This window comes from Methanoculleus sp. UBA303, assembly GCA_002501655.1.
Classification (GTDB): Archaea; Halobacteriota; Methanomicrobia; order Methanomicrobiales; family Methanoculleaceae; genus Methanoculleus.
Genome location: DANY01000052.1, coordinates 2823 through 20100, shown reverse-complemented (window position 1 = coordinate 20100; position 17278 = coordinate 2823). Strand labels below are relative to the sequence as shown.

General features: G+C 63.1%; 23 protein-coding genes and 1 pseudogene. 23 read left to right on the top strand and 1 reads right to left on the bottom strand.

Features of this window, described 5'->3' with window-relative positions; genetic code table 11:
- Nucleotides 1–20 precede the first annotated feature (20 nt).
- From BP846_RS12520 to BP846_RS12450, 15 genes are all read left to right on the top strand, one after another.
- Nucleotides 21–374, top strand: a complete 354-nt coding sequence (locus tag BP846_RS12520; protein ID WP_292395986.1) for a dihydroneopterin aldolase family protein — start codon at nt 21–23, stop codon at nt 372–374.
- Entirely contained in the window at nt 346–1176 is an 831-nt protein-coding gene (locus tag BP846_RS12515; protein ID WP_292395984.1) for a TatD family hydrolase, read from the top strand. Before BP846_RS12520 ends, BP846_RS12515 begins: the two co-directional genes overlap by 29 nt.
- A gap of 46 nt (nt 1177–1222) precedes the next feature.
- Nucleotides 1223–1516, top strand: a complete 294-nt coding sequence (locus tag BP846_RS12510) for a DUF424 domain-containing protein (RefSeq protein ID WP_292395982.1) — start codon at nt 1223–1225, stop codon at nt 1514–1516.
- Nucleotides 1517–1519: 3 nt separating this feature from the next.
- A complete protein-coding gene (locus tag BP846_RS12505; protein ID WP_292395980.1) occupies nt 1520–2563 on the top strand; it encodes a 60S ribosomal export protein NMD3 in 1044 nt (347 codons plus the stop codon).
- A gap of 8 nt (nt 2564–2571) precedes the next feature.
- Nucleotides 2572–3441, top strand: coding sequence for a class I SAM-dependent methyltransferase (locus BP846_RS12500; RefSeq protein WP_292395978.1), 870 nt, complete (start codon nt 2572–2574; stop codon nt 3439–3441).
- Nucleotides 3438–4565: a bifunctional phosphopantothenoylcysteine decarboxylase/phosphopantothenate--cysteine ligase CoaBC gene (gene coaBC / locus BP846_RS12495; protein ID WP_292395975.1), complete on the top strand. Its 1128-nt coding sequence runs from the start codon at nt 3438–3440 to the stop codon at nt 4563–4565. Before BP846_RS12500 ends, coaBC begins: the two co-directional genes overlap by 4 nt.
- Nucleotides 4547–5389 (top strand): pantoate kinase, encoded by an 843-nt coding sequence (locus tag BP846_RS12490; protein WP_292395972.1) that lies wholly within the window; start codon nt 4547–4549, stop codon nt 5387–5389. Before coaBC ends, BP846_RS12490 begins: the two co-directional genes overlap by 19 nt.
- A complete protein-coding gene (locus BP846_RS12485) occupies nt 5386–6117 on the top strand; it encodes a 4-phosphopantoate--beta-alanine ligase (protein ID WP_292395969.1) in 732 nt (243 codons plus the stop codon). Before BP846_RS12490 ends, BP846_RS12485 begins: the two co-directional genes overlap by 4 nt.
- Complete coding sequence (locus BP846_RS12480) at nt 6104–7114, top strand: AAA family ATPase (protein WP_292395966.1); 1011 nt, start codon at nt 6104–6106, stop codon at nt 7112–7114. Before BP846_RS12485 ends, BP846_RS12480 begins: the two co-directional genes overlap by 14 nt.
- Nucleotides 7089–7805 (top strand): class I SAM-dependent methyltransferase, encoded by a 717-nt coding sequence (locus BP846_RS12475; protein ID WP_292395963.1) that lies wholly within the window; start codon nt 7089–7091, stop codon nt 7803–7805. Before BP846_RS12480 ends, BP846_RS12475 begins: the two co-directional genes overlap by 26 nt.
- Before the next feature lie 128 nt (nt 7806–7933).
- Complete coding sequence (locus BP846_RS12470) at nt 7934–8479, top strand: winged helix-turn-helix domain-containing protein (protein WP_292395960.1); 546 nt, start codon at nt 7934–7936, stop codon at nt 8477–8479.
- A gap of 147 nt (nt 8480–8626) precedes the next feature.
- Nucleotides 8627–9901, top strand: a complete 1275-nt coding sequence (locus BP846_RS12465; RefSeq protein WP_292395957.1) for a serpin family protein — start codon at nt 8627–8629, stop codon at nt 9899–9901.
- A complete protein-coding gene (locus BP846_RS12460) occupies nt 9898–10161 on the top strand; it encodes a hypothetical protein (protein WP_292395954.1) in 264 nt (87 codons plus the stop codon). Before BP846_RS12465 ends, BP846_RS12460 begins: the two co-directional genes overlap by 4 nt.
- A gap of 111 nt (nt 10162–10272) precedes the next feature.
- Nucleotides 10273–10548: a type II toxin-antitoxin system HicB family antitoxin gene (locus BP846_RS12455; protein ID WP_292395951.1), complete on the top strand. Its 276-nt coding sequence runs from the start codon at nt 10273–10275 to the stop codon at nt 10546–10548.
- Nucleotides 10526–10768 carry a type II toxin-antitoxin system HicA family toxin gene (locus BP846_RS12450; protein ID WP_292395949.1) on the top strand — a complete coding sequence of 81 codons (243 nt, stop codon included), beginning with the start codon at nt 10526–10528 and terminating at the stop codon, nt 10766–10768. Before BP846_RS12455 ends, BP846_RS12450 begins: the two co-directional genes overlap by 23 nt.
- Nucleotides 10769–10824: 56 nt before the next feature.
- Here the strand turns inward: BP846_RS12450 and BP846_RS12445 are convergent, their stop codons facing one another.
- On the bottom strand, nt 10825–12153 hold the full coding sequence (locus BP846_RS12445) for an AIR synthase-related protein (protein WP_292395945.1): 1329 nt from the start codon (nt 12151–12153) through the stop codon (nt 10825–10827).
- Nucleotides 12154–12239: 86 nt separating this feature from the next.
- Between BP846_RS12445 and thiD the strand changes: the two genes are divergently transcribed.
- The 8 genes and pseudogenes from thiD to BP846_RS12405 all read left to right on the top strand — a co-directional run bounded on the left by thiD (nt 12240) and on the right by BP846_RS12405 (nt 17193).
- The gene (thiD, locus tag BP846_RS12440) at nt 12240–13034 is read left to right on the top strand and encodes a bifunctional hydroxymethylpyrimidine kinase/phosphomethylpyrimidine kinase (protein ID WP_292395942.1); all 795 of its coding nucleotides are present in this window, start codon (nt 12240–12242) and stop codon (nt 13032–13034) included.
- Nucleotides 13035–13240: 206 nt separating this feature from the next.
- The gene (locus tag BP846_RS12435; protein WP_292395939.1) at nt 13241–13672 is read left to right on the top strand and encodes an Lrp/AsnC family transcriptional regulator; all 432 of its coding nucleotides are present in this window, start codon (nt 13241–13243) and stop codon (nt 13670–13672) included.
- 10 nt (nt 13673–13682) lie between these two features.
- Nucleotides 13683–13961: a hypothetical protein gene (locus tag BP846_RS12430; RefSeq protein ID WP_292395937.1), complete on the top strand. Its 279-nt coding sequence runs from the start codon at nt 13683–13685 to the stop codon at nt 13959–13961.
- A gap of 1 nt (nt 13962) precedes the next feature.
- A complete protein-coding gene (locus BP846_RS12425) occupies nt 13963–14412 on the top strand; it encodes a hypothetical protein (RefSeq protein ID WP_292395934.1) in 450 nt (149 codons plus the stop codon).
- A gap of 169 nt (nt 14413–14581) precedes the next feature.
- Nucleotides 14582–14761, top strand: a pseudogene (locus BP846_RS12420) (zinc ribbon domain-containing protein); the annotation flags it as partial.
- A complete protein-coding gene (locus BP846_RS12415; RefSeq protein WP_292396022.1) occupies nt 14744–15040 on the top strand; it encodes a zinc ribbon domain-containing protein in 297 nt (98 codons plus the stop codon). The pseudogene BP846_RS12420 and the gene BP846_RS12415, both read left to right, overlap by 18 nt.
- Before the next feature lie 319 nt (nt 15041–15359).
- On the top strand, nt 15360–16568 hold the full coding sequence (locus tag BP846_RS12410) for an ATP-binding protein (RefSeq protein ID WP_292395931.1): 1209 nt from the start codon (nt 15360–15362) through the stop codon (nt 16566–16568).
- Nucleotides 16569–16647: 79 nt separating this feature from the next.
- Nucleotides 16648–17193, top strand: coding sequence for a HepT-like ribonuclease domain-containing protein (locus tag BP846_RS12405; RefSeq protein ID WP_292395928.1), 546 nt, complete (start codon nt 16648–16650; stop codon nt 17191–17193).
- The last annotated feature ends 85 nt before the right edge of the window (nt 17194–17278 follow it).

The following is a 17278-nucleotide window of genomic DNA, read 5'->3' as shown; positions in this document are numbered from 1 at the left end:
TAAACCACAAACCTACTCTCATGTTCACCGACCGCGAGAAGGCGGCGTTTGAAGCCGGGATCAAGCTCGGCGCCCTCTACCACCAGTTCGTCGGGACGCCCATCGCCCGCGAGACCGCCGCGACGGTTGAAACCGCCATCGAGCAGGCCGTCGGCTTACAGCCCTACGTGACGGGGATCACCGTCCGGCTGAACCGCGATATGATGGTCTCGAACCGGTTCGGCTACTCGGAACTTGCCGGGCGGATGATTGACGCCGAGATCACGACCGAGGTCGGGGAGACCGTCTGCCGGGCCCGGCTGCACCTCGAAGACGACTACCCCATGATGGAGATCATCGAGTTTCATGAAACTACCCGAGATACCGATAACTGACGACCATATCCACATCGACCCGACAAACGGCCGGGGCGTCGAGGCCGCAAAGGACTTCCGGCGGAGCGGAGGGACGCACATCTTCCTCGTCTCAAAGCCCTCCTGGTCGCTCGGGGTCGAGCCTTCGTCGGGCGACGACTACCGGGCGGTCTTCGATGCGACGCTCCGGGTGGCCGATATGGTCAGGGAGACCGGGCTTGTCGTCTACCCGGTCCTCGGCGTCCACCCGGCGGAGATGAGCCGCCTCGCTGAACGGATGAGCCTGGACGCGGCCGCCGGCGTCATGATGGCAGGGCTCGATGTCGCCGCCCGCTATGTCGAGGAAGGGGAGGCCGTCGCCTTAAAGAGCGGGCGGCCCCACTACGAGGTTGCGCCGGAGGTGCTCGCGGCATCAAACGCGGTCCTCTTCCACGCGCTCGAACTCGGGAGTGTGTGCAACTGCGCCGTCCAACTCCACGCCGAGAGCGGGCCCTGCATCGATGTCGTCGATATGGCCGCGAAGGCCGGGATCCCGCTTGAACAGGTCGTCAAACACTTCGCAACCCCCGATACGCCGCTTGTGCCCTCCTTCATCGCGCGGCACGAGGATATACCGGCGCTCGCCCGGGCCGGGCGGCGGTTCACCATGGAGAGCGACTACATGGACGAGAATGCAAGGCCCGGCGCGGTTATCGGGCCGAAGTCGGTCCCGCGGTTCACGCGACGGTACCTACAAGAGGGACTGATAACCGAAGAGGATGCCTGGCGCATCCATGCCGAGACCCCGTCGCGCACTTACGGCGTAGATATCGTCCTTCCCTAGCAGAACAGCGCACCTTTTTGACGACTCCCGCCAAAGAGATCTGAAGATGTACTTGAAAGTGCACCGCATGCCGGGCGCCGGCGAGGTGGTTGCTGTCTGCGACTCCGAGCTCCTGAACGTCACCCTGATGCACGGAGACGTGGAAGTCTGCATCACCGGAGGGTTTTACGGCACGGAATGTGCCGCCGAGGAAGAAGTCAGAGAGGCTCTTACGGGTGCGACGAACGCGAACCTTATCGGGAAGCGCACCGTAGCCCTCGCCATCGCCATGGGGCTGATCACAGAGGAGGACTGCATCATGATCGGCGACGTACCCCATGTCCAGATATTCAGGATATAATCTATGACCATACTGACTAGCATCTGCCCCCGTTGCGGGGAGCCGACCGAGGAAGGGCTCTGCCCCCAGTGCCGGGCCGCGGACACCCGGTTGCTCACCTGCGAGACCCGTGTGATCGCGGTCTACTGTCCGGTCTGCGATTCGCAGAAGCGCGGCAAGACCTGGTCGGACCTGCGGATGCCGCGCGAGGACTTCATCGCCGAACTGGCTGTATCGGCGACGAGCATCCACACCGATGCGAAGGATATCAGGGTCACCGTCCGGTCGGAAGAGACCGGGCCGAACAGGACGACCTGTACCGTCGACGTAGAGGGGACCCTCTACTCGGTCCCGGTCCGGGGCACCTGCGAGGTCGAGATCCTCTGGCAGAAGGAGGCCTGCGACCGGTGCAGCCGCATATCCGGCGGCTACTACGAGGGGATCGTCCAGGTGCGGGCGACTGAACGGAAGATCAACGCCTACGAGCGTGAGATCGCCACGAATATTGCAGAACAGGCCGAAGAATCCCTCCAGGAGTCGGGGGACCGCCTCTCGTTCATATCAGACCTTGAGGAGTCAAAGGACGGTGTCGATATAACCGTCGGGTCCCAGCACCTCGGCCAGACGATCGCCCGGATGATAACGGGGGCGCTCGGCGGGCGGTATACGACCCATCCGAAACTGGTCGGCGAGAAGGACGGCAAGGCGCTCTACCGCGTCACCTACTCCATCCGCCTCCCCTACTACCAGAAAGGGGATGTGGGGGTATCCCGGGGCAACTACTTTGAGGTGCGCGATATCGACGGGCGGCGCCTCCGGGTCTTCGACCTGCAGACCGGCATGACCCGGACACTCGCCGAGGACGAGGTCGAGCGTCTCATAGGAAACATCCGTGAGGCCGAGTCTGCACTCGTCGTCTTCACGGAGCCGAATCTCGTGGGGCTCATGGACCCGAAGACCTACCGGACGCGGGAATTGAACCCGGTGCCCTGGACGTTCCCGGTGGAGGGGCAGCCGATCCGGGTGCTCCGCGACGAAGAGCAGGACCGCCTGGTCATCGTCGGGTGAGGTCCGCCATGCGTGCGCGGAAGGTGCCGGCGGGCGCCCTCGTCGGCCTCCTGGATGCGGAGTGGGTGGACCGCACCCGCAGGCCCTACGTCCGCGACGGCACCGCCTGGGTCCCGGTCAGGGAGGGGTATGCAGCCGATACGGACCTTCCCGAGCGGGAGGGTTACCGGGGGCGCGGTTACCACCTCGTCGGGGATATAGCGGTTCTCCACGGCGACGAGCCGTCGGAGGAGGAACTCACCGCGATCGTGGGGCACTGCCGCCCCCGGGGAGTCGTCAGGGTGAAAGGGTTTTCGGGCGCGATGCGCGTCCCGGATGTGGAGGTCCTCTACGGCACCGCCGGCGAGGTGCGGCACCGCGAACAGGGCTACACCTTCATCCTCGACCCGTGCCGGGTGATGTTTGCGCAAGGCAACCGCACTGAGAAGGCGAGGATTGCCTCCCTCGTCCGTCCCGGGGAGCGGGTTGCCGATATGTTCGCCGGGATAGGCTACTTCTCCATACCTGCAGCCTGTAGCGGCGCACGGGTCCACGCGATGGAGATCAATCCGACAGCATTTGAATACCTGCAGCGAAACATTATGGCAAACCATGTTGCGGACCGGGTCACGGCAGAGGTCGGGGACTGCCGGAGGCTGCTTGCCGGGGTCTACGACCGGGTCCTGATGGGGCACTTCGATGCCCCGGCGATGCTCGCCGAGGTCCTCGCCCACGTCCGGAGCGGAAGCGTGCTCCACGTCCACAGTATCGGGGAGCAGACGTGCGCGATCCGGGAAGCGGTGGCGGATGCCGGGTTCTCGGCGGCGATAACCGCCCGCCGGGTGAAGAAGTACGGCCCGCATGCGTGGCATATGGTGCAGGATGTGACAATATCGTGAAGAGACTTTCAGGAAAGACGGTGGTCCTCGCCGTGACGGGGAGCATCGCAGCCGTCGAGACGGTGAAACTCGCCCACGCTCTGCGCCGCCGGGGCGCGACGGTGCAGGCGGTTATGACCGCGGCAGCGGCGGGGATCGTCCATCCCGACGCCCTGACCTACGCGACCGGGCGGCCGGCGATAACCCGGATCACCGGCCTCGTGGAGCACGTCCTCTACTGCGGGGAGGGCGGGGCGGCGGACCTCCTGCTGATCGCTCCCTGCACGGCAAACACCATAGGAAAGATCGCCTCCGGTATCGACGATACCCCGGTCACGACCTTCGCGACGACTGCGCTCGGGCGGGGGATGCCGGTGGTGGTGGTCCCGGCGATGCACGAGAGCATGTACCGCCATCCCAGGGTCGCGGAGAACTTACGAAGGCTCCGCTCCTGGGGCATCGATATCGTCGACCCGAAGGTCGAGGAGGGGAAGGCGAAGATCGCCGATACCGACGTCATCGTCCTCCACGCTGAGCGGGCGGTCTCCGGCCGGCCGCTTCTCGGGAAAAGGGTCCTCGTCACGAGCGGGGCGTGTGCGGAACCCCTCGACGATGTCCGGGTCCTCACCACCCGGTCGACCGGGCGGATGGGTCAAGCGCTTGCGCTCGAGGCTTTCCGGCTCGGCGCCGACGTGACGGTGGTCCACAGCGGAACGTTCCCCTGTGTGCGAAACATCCCTGCCACGAGCGCCGCGGATATGCGCTCGGCGGTTCTCGCGGTCTGCCGCGAAGGGGTCGACATATACGCGAGCGCGGCGGCCATATCGGACTATGCCCCCGAGCGCCGCGAGGGGAAGATACCGAGCGGCTCGCCCCTGACGGTCAGGCTCGACCCCCTTCCGAAGGTCATCGACGAGGTGATGGCGGCCTTCCACCCCGTGACGGTGGCCTTCAAACTGGGCTGGCACGAGGAGGAGCGGGCGAGGGCGATGCTTGAATCGGGTGTGCGGATGGTTGTGGTGAACGCCCCGCCGGCGATGGGAGCGGCGGAGGGGTCGTTCCGTATCATGACCGCCGGCGGGGTTACCACCGTGACGGGGAGCAAAGAGGAGGTCGCGGCAGCGATATGGGCCGGACTGCTGTAGCCTTCTCCCCCGGGCATATATCCGGGTACTTCAGGCGCGTTGAGGGCTCGCTTCCCTCGAGCACCGGGAGCGTCGGGGCCGGTGTGGTCATCGATGAAGGGGTGCGCTCGACGGTCGTCCCCGCCGCGGAGACTGACGTCCGGGTTGTCCGGCGGGGCCGTGCGAGCACCGGGTCGCCGCCGGTCGAGTACGCTCTCGACCGTCTGGGGGTCGCCGCCCGCGTCACGACGGAGTGCCGGCTCCCCATCGGCGCCGGGTTCGGCCTCTCGGCGGCTGCGCTTCTATCGACGCTCACGGCTGCAAACCACCTCTTCGACCTCGGCCTCTCCGTAGACGAGGTGGCCGCCCGGGCCCACGAGGCCGAGGTCTTCCACCGCACCGGCCTCGGGGACGTCGCCGCGAGCCAGGCCGGCGGGGTCGTCTGCAGGACGGGCCCGGGCATCCACGCGGCGATCACCCGGCTCTATCCGGAAGAGCCCCTCTACGCCGTGAGCCTCGGCCCGCTCCCGACCGCCTCGGTCCTCTCGTCGCCTGAGGCGATGGCACGGATAGCCGCCGCGTATCCGGACCGCTGCCCCCGGGACCTCGCCGACTTCTGCCTCCTCTCGCGAGGGTTCGCCGAAAAGAGCGGGCTCATTGCGCCGGGGGTGCAGCAGGTGCTTCGCGCCTGCGACGCTCTCGCCGTCCCGGCGAGCATGACGATGCTCGGGAACGGCGTCTTTGCCTGCGGAGACGACGCAGAACGGGTACTTTCCCGGTTCGGGGAGGTCTACGGCCTCCGGGTCGCACGCCGCGGCGCATACCTCATCGAGATGAAACCATGATTCCGAAAGACCATCCACGTTACCGCTCTCTCATCGCCCGCGAACGGCTGGCCCGGTGTGCCCGTGAGGGCGTCGTCGCCCTGGAAGGGCTCGCCGCCCACGGGCGCGGGGAGGCATTCGACTACCTGATAGGCGAACGGACAACCGCGAGCGCGCTCCTCGCCGCCCGGACGGCCGCCGCCATGCTTCTCTCCGCCCGGCACGCGGTGATATCGGTGAACGGCAACACGGCGGCGCTTGCGGCCCGTGAGGTCGCGGCGCTCCAGCGGGCGAGCGGTGCGGACGTCGAGGTGAACCTCTTCCACCGGACGGAGGAGCGTATAGGGCTGATCACCCGGCTCCTCGAGGAGCACGGCGTCCAGGTCCTCTCCGGGACCGCGGAACGGCTCGTCCCGCTCTCCCACGACCGCGGGCTCTGCCTCCCGGGGGGTATCGGGGACGCCGACGTGGTCCTCGTGCCGCTCGAAGACGGGGACCGCTGCGCGGCGCTCCGGGCGATGGGTAAGGCGGTCATCACCGTCGACTTAAACCCGCTCTCCCGGACCGCCCGGACGGCAACCCTGACCGTCGTCGATGAGGTGACCCGTGCTATTCCCGCGATCACCGCGGCGTGCGCCTCCCTTGACCCCGGCGAGCGCGAACGGCTGGTCACCTCGCTTGACAATACCTATCTTCTCCGGGCGGCAATAGATGAGATGAGAGAGAGACTGGCCCATGCTCTGGAGTGAGGTGTACCGCCCGAAGCGGTGCGATGATATCATCGGACAGGATGAGGTCGTCCGCTACCTCGTATCGTTTGCGGACGCCCGGAGCGTGCCCCATATGCTCATCTCCGGCCCGCACGGCACCGGGAAGACCGTGGCCGTCGAGTGCCTGGCGCGAAGGCTCTACGGTGAGGACTGGAAGGCGAACACCACCATCTTCAGCGCCGCCGACCTTCTCGGGAGGGGGAAGAGTGCTCTCGAGGCGGACGAGCGGTTCGCCCTGGTCTACCGCAAAGACCAGAGCCTGATCGTCAACTTCAAGTACATCGTGAAGTGGTACGCCTCGATGCGCCCGCTCGACGCCGACTTCAAACTGATGGTCTTTGAGGACGCCCATGCCCTGACGTTTGAGGCGCAGCAGGCCCTGCGCCGGACCATGGAGCGCTACAGCGCCACCTGCCGGTTCGTCTTCGTCACCACCCGGCCGTCGACGATCATACCTGCGATTGCGTCGCGGTGCCTGCCGCTCTTCTTCGCCCCGCTCGAGAGTGGGATCGTCCGCGCTCGCCTCGAGGAGATCCTCGTCGCAGAGGCGGCCACATGCCCCGCCGACGACCTCGACCTGATCGTCCACGCTGCACAGGGCGACCTGCGGCGGGGGATCATGTACCTGCAGCTCGCGGTCGGGTCGGGAAAAGACCTCGACCTCGCGGAGGTATCGCGCTCAGAGACCGGGAACGTGGCAACTTCCGCTTTCAACGCGCTCCGAGCCGGCAACTTCGACGCCGCCCGCCGGATCGTCGAGTCGCTCATGATCGAGTACGGCCTCGCGGCGCGGGAGGTCGTCCACGAACTCCGGCAGGTGGTCAGGCGCGAGTACAACCACCCGGCACTTGCGATCGCGCTCGCCGACGCGGACCACCGGCTCTGCCACAACGCAAACGACTTTGTGCAGATCAATGCACTTCTTGCCCGGATAGCCCGGGAGGTGTTCAGTGAAGAAAGTACAGCAACACTATGATGAGGTCGCTGATATCTACGACGACCGCTACGACGGCAACCGCGGGAAGTATTACCACCGGCACATATCCGATCACGTGATGAGCGTTCTCCCGAAGAGAGGGTTCCTCCTCGACCTCGGGTGCGGGACCGGGCTCTTCGTGCAGCGCTATGTCGAGGAGGGCGGAGAGGCGGTGGGCCTCGATATCAGCCCGGGGATGGTCCGGCATGGGCGGCAGCGCTGTCCGGAGAGCGGGTTCTGCGTCGGGACCGCCGACGTCCTCCCGTTCCGGGACGCCACCTTCGACGCCCTTGCGAGCCTCCTCGCCTTCAGTTACGTCACCGACCCGGAGGCGATGCTCCGGGAGTGCTACCGGGTCTTGAAGCCCGGCGGCCGGATCGCGATCTGCACTCTCTCGCGGACGGTCTTTACGAGCCTTGTCCCCGTCATCTACCAGGTAGGAGAGAAGGTCGGCCTGAAGAAGGTGGGTGTGGGGGACTTTGACGAGCACTACTACACCAACGCCGAGATTGCCTCTCTCCTCGGAGCGGCCGGGTTTGACGACGTATCGGTCGGCAGGTGCTCGTTTGCGCACTTAAACCTTGCAGATCCGGTCTTTAACCTCGCCCGGAAGGTGGAGCCCTTCGTTGAGGAGAACCTTCCCTACCTGGCCTACAACGTCTGTGCGGGCGGGAAAAAACCGGAAGGTTAGGCCACTGTGTGGGCGGGATGCAGGAGTCACTCCCTGCTCCTACCCACCAGGCCGCATGAAATGGCTCCATTTTACGATGCAGAGACGATAACGGAATCGTTATATCCCGCCTCCCCGAACCACTCCCCATGGAGCCGGTCGATATCGTCCTGACGAAGGATACGTTCGAGGTTCTCGCATCCGGAACCCGGCTCACTATCCTGAAAACCCTGAATAAACGCAGGATGACGGTCACGGAGCTCGCGGACGACCTCGACCTGGCAAAGTCCACGATCCATCACCACCTGCAGAGGCTTGCCGACGCCGGTTTTGTCGCCGCCGGGGAGGACGGGCACGCCTGGGTGTACTACGCGCTCACGCCGGAGGGGCGGGCCCTCCTGCAGCCGCACGGCAGCGCCCGGGTCCGGATCATCCTGACGGCAGGACTGGCGAGCCTCGCCGGAGGGGTCTGTGCCCTCGCGGCCTTCCTGACGGCGCCGGTCCGGGAAGTGCCGGTGCCCCCGCTCGCGGGAGGGGGAGTCCCGGTCCCGGAGGGACCTCCCGTGGAGCTGCTCGTTGCCGGGATCGCGCTTGTGGTTATCGGGGGAGTCCTCGTGACGTATGCCTGCGTCCGGTGGCGGGAGATGCGTGCAGCGACGCAGTCTCCCAATCCTGCGTGTGAGGAAGTTACGTGACTGATATAGTTTTTGAACCCGTTCGACCGGGATCGAACGTTTTCGCCGGTATTATCGTCTTCCTGCAGAAAGACTCCGTGTGGATGCCCGAAAGTTACCCGGCTCGCGGATCACCGGCCACCTCGATGCCATCCACGGGAGAGAACGATGAAAAGACTATTGATCTCTGGAATAGGCATCCTGGTTCTGGCGCTCATTGTTGCGGGACTGGCTGTCTGTGGGATCGTACCTCTGAGCACGACTTCAGTCTCCGGTGAATCCGTAGCCGACGATAGCGTGGCGGCCGGGAACAACCGGTTCGCGTTCGACCTCTACCAGCAGCTTGCTAACGACCCGGCGCATGCGGGAGATAACCTCTTCTTCTCGCCCTACAGCATCTCGTCGGCCCTCGCGATCACCCGCGAGGGCACCCGGGGCACGACCGCCGACGAGATCGAATCGGTGCTGCACCTCCCAACGAACGATACTCTCCGGCGGGCGGGGTTTGCCGGGCTGGATGCCAGCCTCAACCGGAGGAGCGGCAACTACACCCTCCGCACCGCAAACGCCCTCTGGGCGGAGGAGACCTACCCGTTCCTCCCGGACTACACTGGGATTGCCGAACGCTGGTACGGGGCGAACGTCACGAACCTCGACTTCGTCAACGACCCCGAGGGGTCGCGGGAGACGATCAACCGGTGGGTGGAAGAGCAGACCGAGGATAAAATCCGCGACCTTCTCCCAGCCGACTCGATCGACGACCTCACCCGGCTCGTGATCACGAACGCTATCTACTTCAAGGGTACCTGGGTCAAGCAGTTCGATCCCGCCGAGACGACGGAGGAGGCGTTCCGGATCGCTCAGGACGAGACAGTGCAGGTCCAGATGATGCACCGGACGGACGAGGATGCCATATACGGATATACCGAGACCGGGACCCTCCAGGTGCTCAGGATGCCGTATGCGCACGGGAACGGAACGGAACTCTCGATGCTCGTCCTCCTCCCGAAGGAAGACAACCTGACGGCAGCAGAAGAGGTTCTCGACGTCGGGACGCTCACCGGGATCCGGGATTCGCTGACCGACCGGCGCGTCAGGGTCGTCTTCCCGAAGTTCACGCTTGAGACGGAGTACAGTCTCCCGCAGGCGCTCGCAGCGATGGGGATGCCGACGGCGTTCACTGATGCGGCCAACTTCTCGGGGATGGACGGCACGGATATGCTCTTCATCAGCGATGTCGTCCACAAGGCGTTCGTCGACGTGAACGAGGAGGGAACCGAGGCAGCGGCGGCGACCGCCGTCATCATCGCGGGCGGGGGGGCTGTAGGTCCGGAGACCGCACCCATCTTCCGTGCGGACCACCCGTTCGTCTTCCTCATCGTCGAGAAGGACTCCGGCACGATCCTCTTCATGGGGAGGGTCGTCAACCCCGAAAACCCGTGAGGGGAACGGGGGGCTGCTCTCCCCTCCCCCGTCGGCGTGCCCTCCTGTCCCGCCGCCTCGAGGCCCGCCGCATACCCGGGATCGGAGGAAAGAGCGCGATTCATGACGACGAGGCCGTTGCCAAGGACGTCGCCCTGCTGCCGGCAGATGAGGAGGACGACATCCCTCTGACCGAGGATATCGATCTCGTCGACCTCGGCGTGCGTGTCCAGCAGATGATGACTGGAAAAGAGTTCTACAACCGTTGCTCCCTGCGTTAATGACTAAACCAACACCAAGGAGCAGGGTTACTCTGGATGTGGTAACCCTGTTACCATCAAACTTATCCCTGAAAAGCCCAATACTCCAATTACACAAGGGTGTGTAACGTCATGCTGGTCACATTTGAAGTAACCTATGCTGAAGGATGGTGGAGCGCCAGCGCACATGCACCTGAAAATGCCATCTATACCCAGGGCAAGAGCGTTGGAGAACTCATCGACAACATCCTGGAAGCAACGTCGCTCCATTACACGGGAGAACTCGAAGCGGGAGAACAGATCACCATTGTAACCAGATACAAATCAGAAACTCACGAACAGGAAAGCCACATCCCATCAAATTTCGAATACAAGGTCGATATCATTGCCGCGGCACCCGGTTGTTAGTGGGTTTGAGACGATCAAAGTCCTTGAAAAACTTGGATTTTCTTTTCTCCGGCAGGTCGGAAGTCACGTCCAGATGCGTAAAGTTGTTGGAGGTGAACGACTCCGGGTTACTGTGCCCCTTCACGACGAACTCAGCACGGCCACACTCAACACAATCGTCACCGACGTTGCAGAATTTGAGGGTATGACAAGAGAGCAAATCTACGATCTCTTACGATAACCCTCCTCTGAAGACAACAAATACCCCTCCTCCGATCGAGAATACATCCGATTTGCTCACGAAGAGCGGAGCCGGGAGAGGATCCGGAGCTTCTTTGCGAGCGCCGCTTCCGCCGCCCGCTCGACTCCCGCCTTCATCTCCTCAAAATCCCTTTTATCTTCGTCCACGACCTTCTTGACCGGGGTGTAGGCCGACTCCCGGAACCGGGGCGTGAAGTCCCGGATCTCGCCGTCGACCGAGAGGACCGATTCGGGCTCTCCTTCCTCGACATAGCCGACCTCTTTCATAGCGACACCTGCGGACTCGACGACCCGCCGGATCGCGGGCGCGAGCTCCGGCGGCGCGACGACCAGGAGGGCGTCGAGGGATACGCCGAGGTAGTCGATCTCGAGGGTATCGAGCATCTTAAGGACCTTCGGCTGCACGAGCGTCCGGAGTTCGTCCTCGACGACGACGATCCGGCACCCGGCGGTCTCGGCCATCTCGTAGGCGTCGCCCCGGAGCCCGCCGTTCGTGACGTCGGTCATGGCATGGATGCCGGGGAGGATGTCGCTTGCGAGGAGCGCCTCGCAGGCCTTGAGGAAGTGGAGGTTGATCGTCTCCTCAACGACGTCGGGGAACCCGGAGTAGATCGCGGCGGTGGCGATGGTCCCGCCGCCGGCCCCCTCGGTCATGAGGAGGACGTCGCCGGGGGCGATCTGTTTCCTGGCCGTGAGGTGGTTCGCGACGCCGACGGCGCCGACGCAGCCGGTCATCCGGGTCCCGAGCACCATGTCCCCGCCGATACGCAAGGTGGAGCCGGTCACGAGGGGAACGCCCATGGCCTCACCGACAGCGGAGACGCCCGCCGTGTAGTCGAATATCTTCGCGACGTCGCCGTCGTCGGCGACGTGGATATCGGAGAGGAGGGCGACGGGCTTTGCGCCCATGACGTAGACGTCCCGGAGCGTCGCCCGGGTGACGTGGAACCCGGCGAGGAAGGGGAAGTCGGAGAGGCGGGAGTGCATCCCGTCGACGGTGGTTATGATATAGTCCCCTCCGGCACAGACGGCGCCTGCGTCGTCCATCTCGTCGACACCGACCGCGGCCGACGTCCGACCGATGATGCGGGCGAGCTGCCGGTGGGCGAAGAAGTCCCCGGACCCCCGTGATCCGACGCCGAACTCACCCATGGTCGAGCCGGAGGGCTCAAAGGTGAAGAGGTCGCCGGAGAGACCGGTCGAGTTCTTCGCTTCGGTTAGGACCGCCCGGGCGAACGCCTCGGCGTAGGCGGGGGTTATGCGGTGGCGCTTGATGGAGAGCACATCCCGGGAAAGAAGGCGCACGATATCGTCGTCAGGGGCGCCGGCAGCGAGGTGCCGGCGGCTGATCTCTTCTACATCCATTGTAAGAGTAGTCGATGCAAAACCAGATAAAAGGAGTGGCGTGGGACAGGCAAAGATTCAAGCGGATCTACGCCGACAATTGAAGAATGACGGATGCGCAGATGATCGCCGCATGCTCCATCGCCGGTTCCGACTCGGGGGGAGGGGCGGGCATCCAGGCAGACTTAAAGACGTTTACGGCGCTCGGCATCTGGGGGCTGACGGTCATAACAGCAGTCACGGCCCAGAACACCCACGAGGTGCGAGGGACCTGGATGCTCCCCCCGGAGGCTGTGCGGGCTCAAGTGGAGGCGGTCGCCGACGACTTCGCGGTCGGGGCATGGAAGACGGGGATGCTCGGTAACGGCCCCAACACCCGGGCCGTTGCGGAGGCCCTGCCCGACGGGGCCGCCCTCGTCATCGACCCGGTGATGATATCGACGTCGGGCCACCGGCTCCTCGCGGAGGACGCCGTCGCGGATCTTGTGGAACTGCTCATCCCCCGGGCGGAGGTCGTCACCCCGAACCTCCCGGAGGCGGAGGTGCTTGCGGGTATGCGGGTTGCGACCCTGGACGATATGGCCGAGGCGGGCCGGCGGATCCTCGACCTCGGCGCCGGGGCCGTGGTGGTGAAGGGGGGACATCTCGCCGGCGGTGCGGCGGTCGACATCCTTGTCGACCGGGATGGTGTGATGCGGCTCTCCGGTAAGCGTTATCCCTACTCGGTGCACGGGTCGGGGTGCTGCTTCTCTGCGGCGCTCACCGCACACCTTGCCCGGGGAATGCCTGCGCGCCACGCGTTCGCCGCGGCCCGGGAGTTCATTGATACGGCCATCCGGGAGGCGGCGGGTGGGCCCGGGCCCGTCAGGATCGTCAATCCCGGGGGAACGATCTTTTGCTGACACAGAAATAATATTTCGCCACATAGGCATAATTTTGATTTTTATATCCTCTTTTTTACGAAATCCTTCTTCTTTTATCACCAGACGGAACCCCGGTGAAAACCCTGTATTCCTCCCATTATCAAGTAGAAATAGTAAATACCCTTCTGATTGTTTAAAAACAAATCCGGAATTTTAATAACCAAGAGCCTGCAACTACTGTAAGAATGGATGAGATCGACGATGCGATTCTTCGGGAGCTGCAGAGGGACGGGCGGATGCCTATGGCAGAGCTCGGCTCGATGCTGGGCATCGCACCGTCAACGGTCTTTAAACGGATCGAGAAGTTAAAGAACGCCGGTATCCTCGAACGGTTCACGATCGTCATCAACCAGAAGTGTTTTGAGCATACCCTGGTCGCTTTCCTGAACGTCAGGGTCCACCCGGACGGAAAGCCGGAGGTCGAGGAGTTTATGCGGGACCACCCGGACATCCTTGAACTCTACGAGGTGCTGGAGCCCGGGGACTTCTTTGTCAAGGTCCGGGTGCAGAACATATCCGAGTTGAAGCGGAGCGTGCTCATCCCCCTCTCCGGCCTTCCGGGGGTGAAGGATATCCAGACGATCATATCGGTGAGGAAGGTCAAGGAACAGACATAGGTGGAATTGAATGCAGATTGAGATCATGCAGCAGATGCTTGCGGTTGTGACGCTTCTCCTGGGGGCGCTCCTCATCGCCATCATCTTCAACGCCTACCGGATTGTCAGGCAGCAGACGCTGCTCTACTTCATCTACGGGCTTTTTACGCTGATCGTGGGGATAACGTTTGCCGACCTCGTGAGCGTCTTTACGCCTGATGAGTTCATCATCCTCTGGTCGGCGGTCTTCTCTCGTATCGTTGTAATCCTCGGCCTCTGCGTGATGGCCTATGGTGTCCTGAGAGGGTGAGATGCGCACCGGTACCTCATTTGCCCGGGACTGGCAGTTAATCAAGGTAGCCCGGTCCCTGCGGCGGCACGACGTCGCCGGGCCGCTCGTGCGGAACCTCCTTCGTGACGCCTCCCCCGACCTCGTGAAGCAGGTCGCCGCCATCGCCGGGCGGCTCGGCGCAGAGGATGGAAAGGCCCTCCTCGCCTGCAACGAGGAGCAGTTCGATCCCCCCACCCTGATGGAGGGGCTCCTCCTGATGTGGGGGATCCCCTGTGAGCCGAGAGATGCCGCTGACGGGAGCGTCGCGATCACCCTCGGGGGCGACGGCGCAGCGATCCGGGAGACATTTGCAGACGTTCGGGTGGCTGCACCCTACCTCGCCGGCTACGCCGGGGCGCTCCAGCCCGACGCGGTGCTCGAACCCGGTGCCGGGGGCAGGATGACGATCCGGTTCCCGCCCCGCGAGTAGGGCAGAAGCACGACTTCTTCCTCCGGAACCTTTTTGCAAATAGTTATCTCCGATCGGGTTCGTCTCTCTCTAGAGAAGTTCATCGTCCGGAGGACGTTATATGGAGAGAGAGAAGACACGATCGTGCCAGAGTTGCGGGATGCCGATGGGCAGATAGGAGGATTTCGGGACGGAAGCGGACGGCGCGCCATCGAGGGATTACTGCACCAACTGCTACCGGGGCGGGGCGTTCACGGCACCCGGCATCACCATCGACGAGATGGCGAAGGTCGCCGGGGCGGCGTTGTCGCAGGTGTATGCGATCCCTCAGGAGAAGGCGGAGAGGTTCGCGATGGAGCAGATCTCGTGCCTGAAGCGGTGGACCGGGCGGGAGATTGCGACCTGCGAGAGCTGCGGGATGCCCCTTGCCCGGGACGAGGATGCCGGGACGGAGGCGGACGGGTCGCGGAGCGCGATCTACTGCACCTACTGCTACCGGGACGGGGGGTTCACCGAACCGGGCCTTACGCGGGAAGAGGCGGTCGGGAGGTATGCGCCGATGATGGCCGAGAATCTCGGGATGCCCCCCGCGAAGGCGGAAGAGATGGTGCGGCAGTACCTCTTGACGCTGCCACGGTGGCGGGAGTAAAGACCGGTCGGTCCGGCCTGGTATCCGGGAGAAGCGGACCCGGATCCTCGCGATAGCCAGGCAGCATGGCGCAACGAACATGAGGATCTCCGGGTCGCCCTCCGGCCCCACCCTGGGCGACCTCGACCTCTGGGTGGAGCTGGAACCGGGCAGTGCACCATTGCCTCTAACATTTCATGTGCACTGTTGCCTCTCGCGCGAAGCCCGCGTGCGACTGGTGATCCGCCCCACACCTGCAGATGGAGATGGCTTAATGCAGTAGTTCGCCCGACCCTTACAGGGATAGTTATATGGACATATTGTAAATTGTATTTACAATATGTCCATGCATGTGCAGGGGGTGAAGCCCATCATCAGGCGGGATGCTGAGGAGAAGATCCGGTCACTCGCTCTTGGATTTCCAGCGGTATCTGTTATCGGCCCCCGCCAGTCAGGAAAGACAACACTTGTTCGATCGGTGTTCCCGGAGTTGCCCTATGTATTACTGGAAGATCCTGACACCCGTGCCTTCGCAGAGGAGGATCCACGTAGTTTTCTTGCACAGTACGAGAAGACCGGAGCGGTCTTTGATGAGGTGCAGAGGGTTCCGGAGCTTTTTTCGTATCTTCAGGGTGTTCTTGATGCGCATACGGGGCCGGGACGGTTCATCCTCACCGGGTCCCAGAACTTCCTGATGATGGAGCAAATATCCCAGTCGCTTGCCGGTCGGGTCGGGATCGTCAAACTCCTTCCTCTCTCGATGAGGGAACTTGCCAGTGCCGGCATTGAGACGGGACGGTACGAGGACCTCATCTATGCTGGTCTCTTCCCCCGCCCCTACAGCAGCAACATTCACCCGGCAGACTTCTATTCGTCGTATATTCAGACGTACCTCGAGCGCGATCTCCGCCTTCTCAAGCAGGTGCAGAGCCTCTCGGCATTCCAGACGTTCATGAAGATGTGCGCTTATCGGTCCGGACAGGTAGTGAACTACTCGTCCCTCGCGAATGACTGCGGCATCTCCCATAACACGGCGAAAGAGTGGTTATCCCTTCTTGAGACATCGTTGTTGATCGTCCTGATCAGGCCCCACCACAAAAACTTCAATAAACGACTTGTGAAGATGCCGAAACTCTACTTTACGGATCCCGGTCTTGCCTGCCACCTGGCCGGGATACAGAGTGCCGACGATCTTTCTTACCATCCCCTGAAAGGCGGGCTCTTTGAATCGCTCATTATATCCGAGTTTCTGAAGTTCCGGTTTAACCGGGGCAAAGCGTCCAATCTCTACTTCTGGCGGGACAAACTCGGGCATGAGATCGACTGTATCATCGAATATGATGGATGGGATCCCATCCCGGTCGAGATCAAGTCGGGCAGAACGGCAAGCTCCGACTTCTTCAAAGAGATCACGTACTGGAACAGGCTTTCCGGCAACACCCCTGATCGATCGTTTGTGGTCTATGGGGGCGATCAGTCCCAGCGTCGAACTGCAGGGCAGCTGGTCGGATACCGGGAGCTGGAACCGGTCGTCTCGTACCTGAGGTGAGTGTCCGGCGGGACGTATCTGACGGGGGCCTGCCCGGGGGGTCGTCCTGCCGGCAGGCTATCGACGTGGCGATCCGGGATTGATCTGCTCATCCACTTCATGGGCGCTCCTCCCCCGTCGCCCGGTCGATGTGGTGACCGAAGCGGGGCTCCGTGAGCGGATCCGCTCAAGGGTCGTACGTGAGGCGCGGCCCTTAACCGTGAGCGAGTATTGGATGTCCTGGAAGCCATTGAACGGATTCGGAAAGGTATCAGCCCGGGGTCGTGATTACTTCTATGACGACGAGATGGCGCAGGTCTGGGTGATCTACCATCTCCAGATCATCGGGGAAGCGGTGCGGGGTCTCTCTTCGGAATTCAGGACCGCAACCCCGGACATCATCGGGATGAGGAATATCCTTATCCACCACTATTCTGGAATCGACCGGGATGCGGTCTGGAATGTGATCGAGGATAACCTGCCGGCGCTGAAACGTCAACTCTCGTGCCGGGCTCAGGAGCAGCGGCTCATAGATTGTGGAGCCGCTGACACCACAATCTCACGCTGCAGGAAAGATACCCATCTCAATACTTTCCTTTACCCCCGTGACATGTGGATTTCTTCAGTGTATGCGTCGCAGGCGTGATACGGAGAGCCTGTTTGCGATAAGGAATCTGTATATAATCATCCGACGCATGGGATCGTACGATGTCCCCATCCGAAGTCGTCCC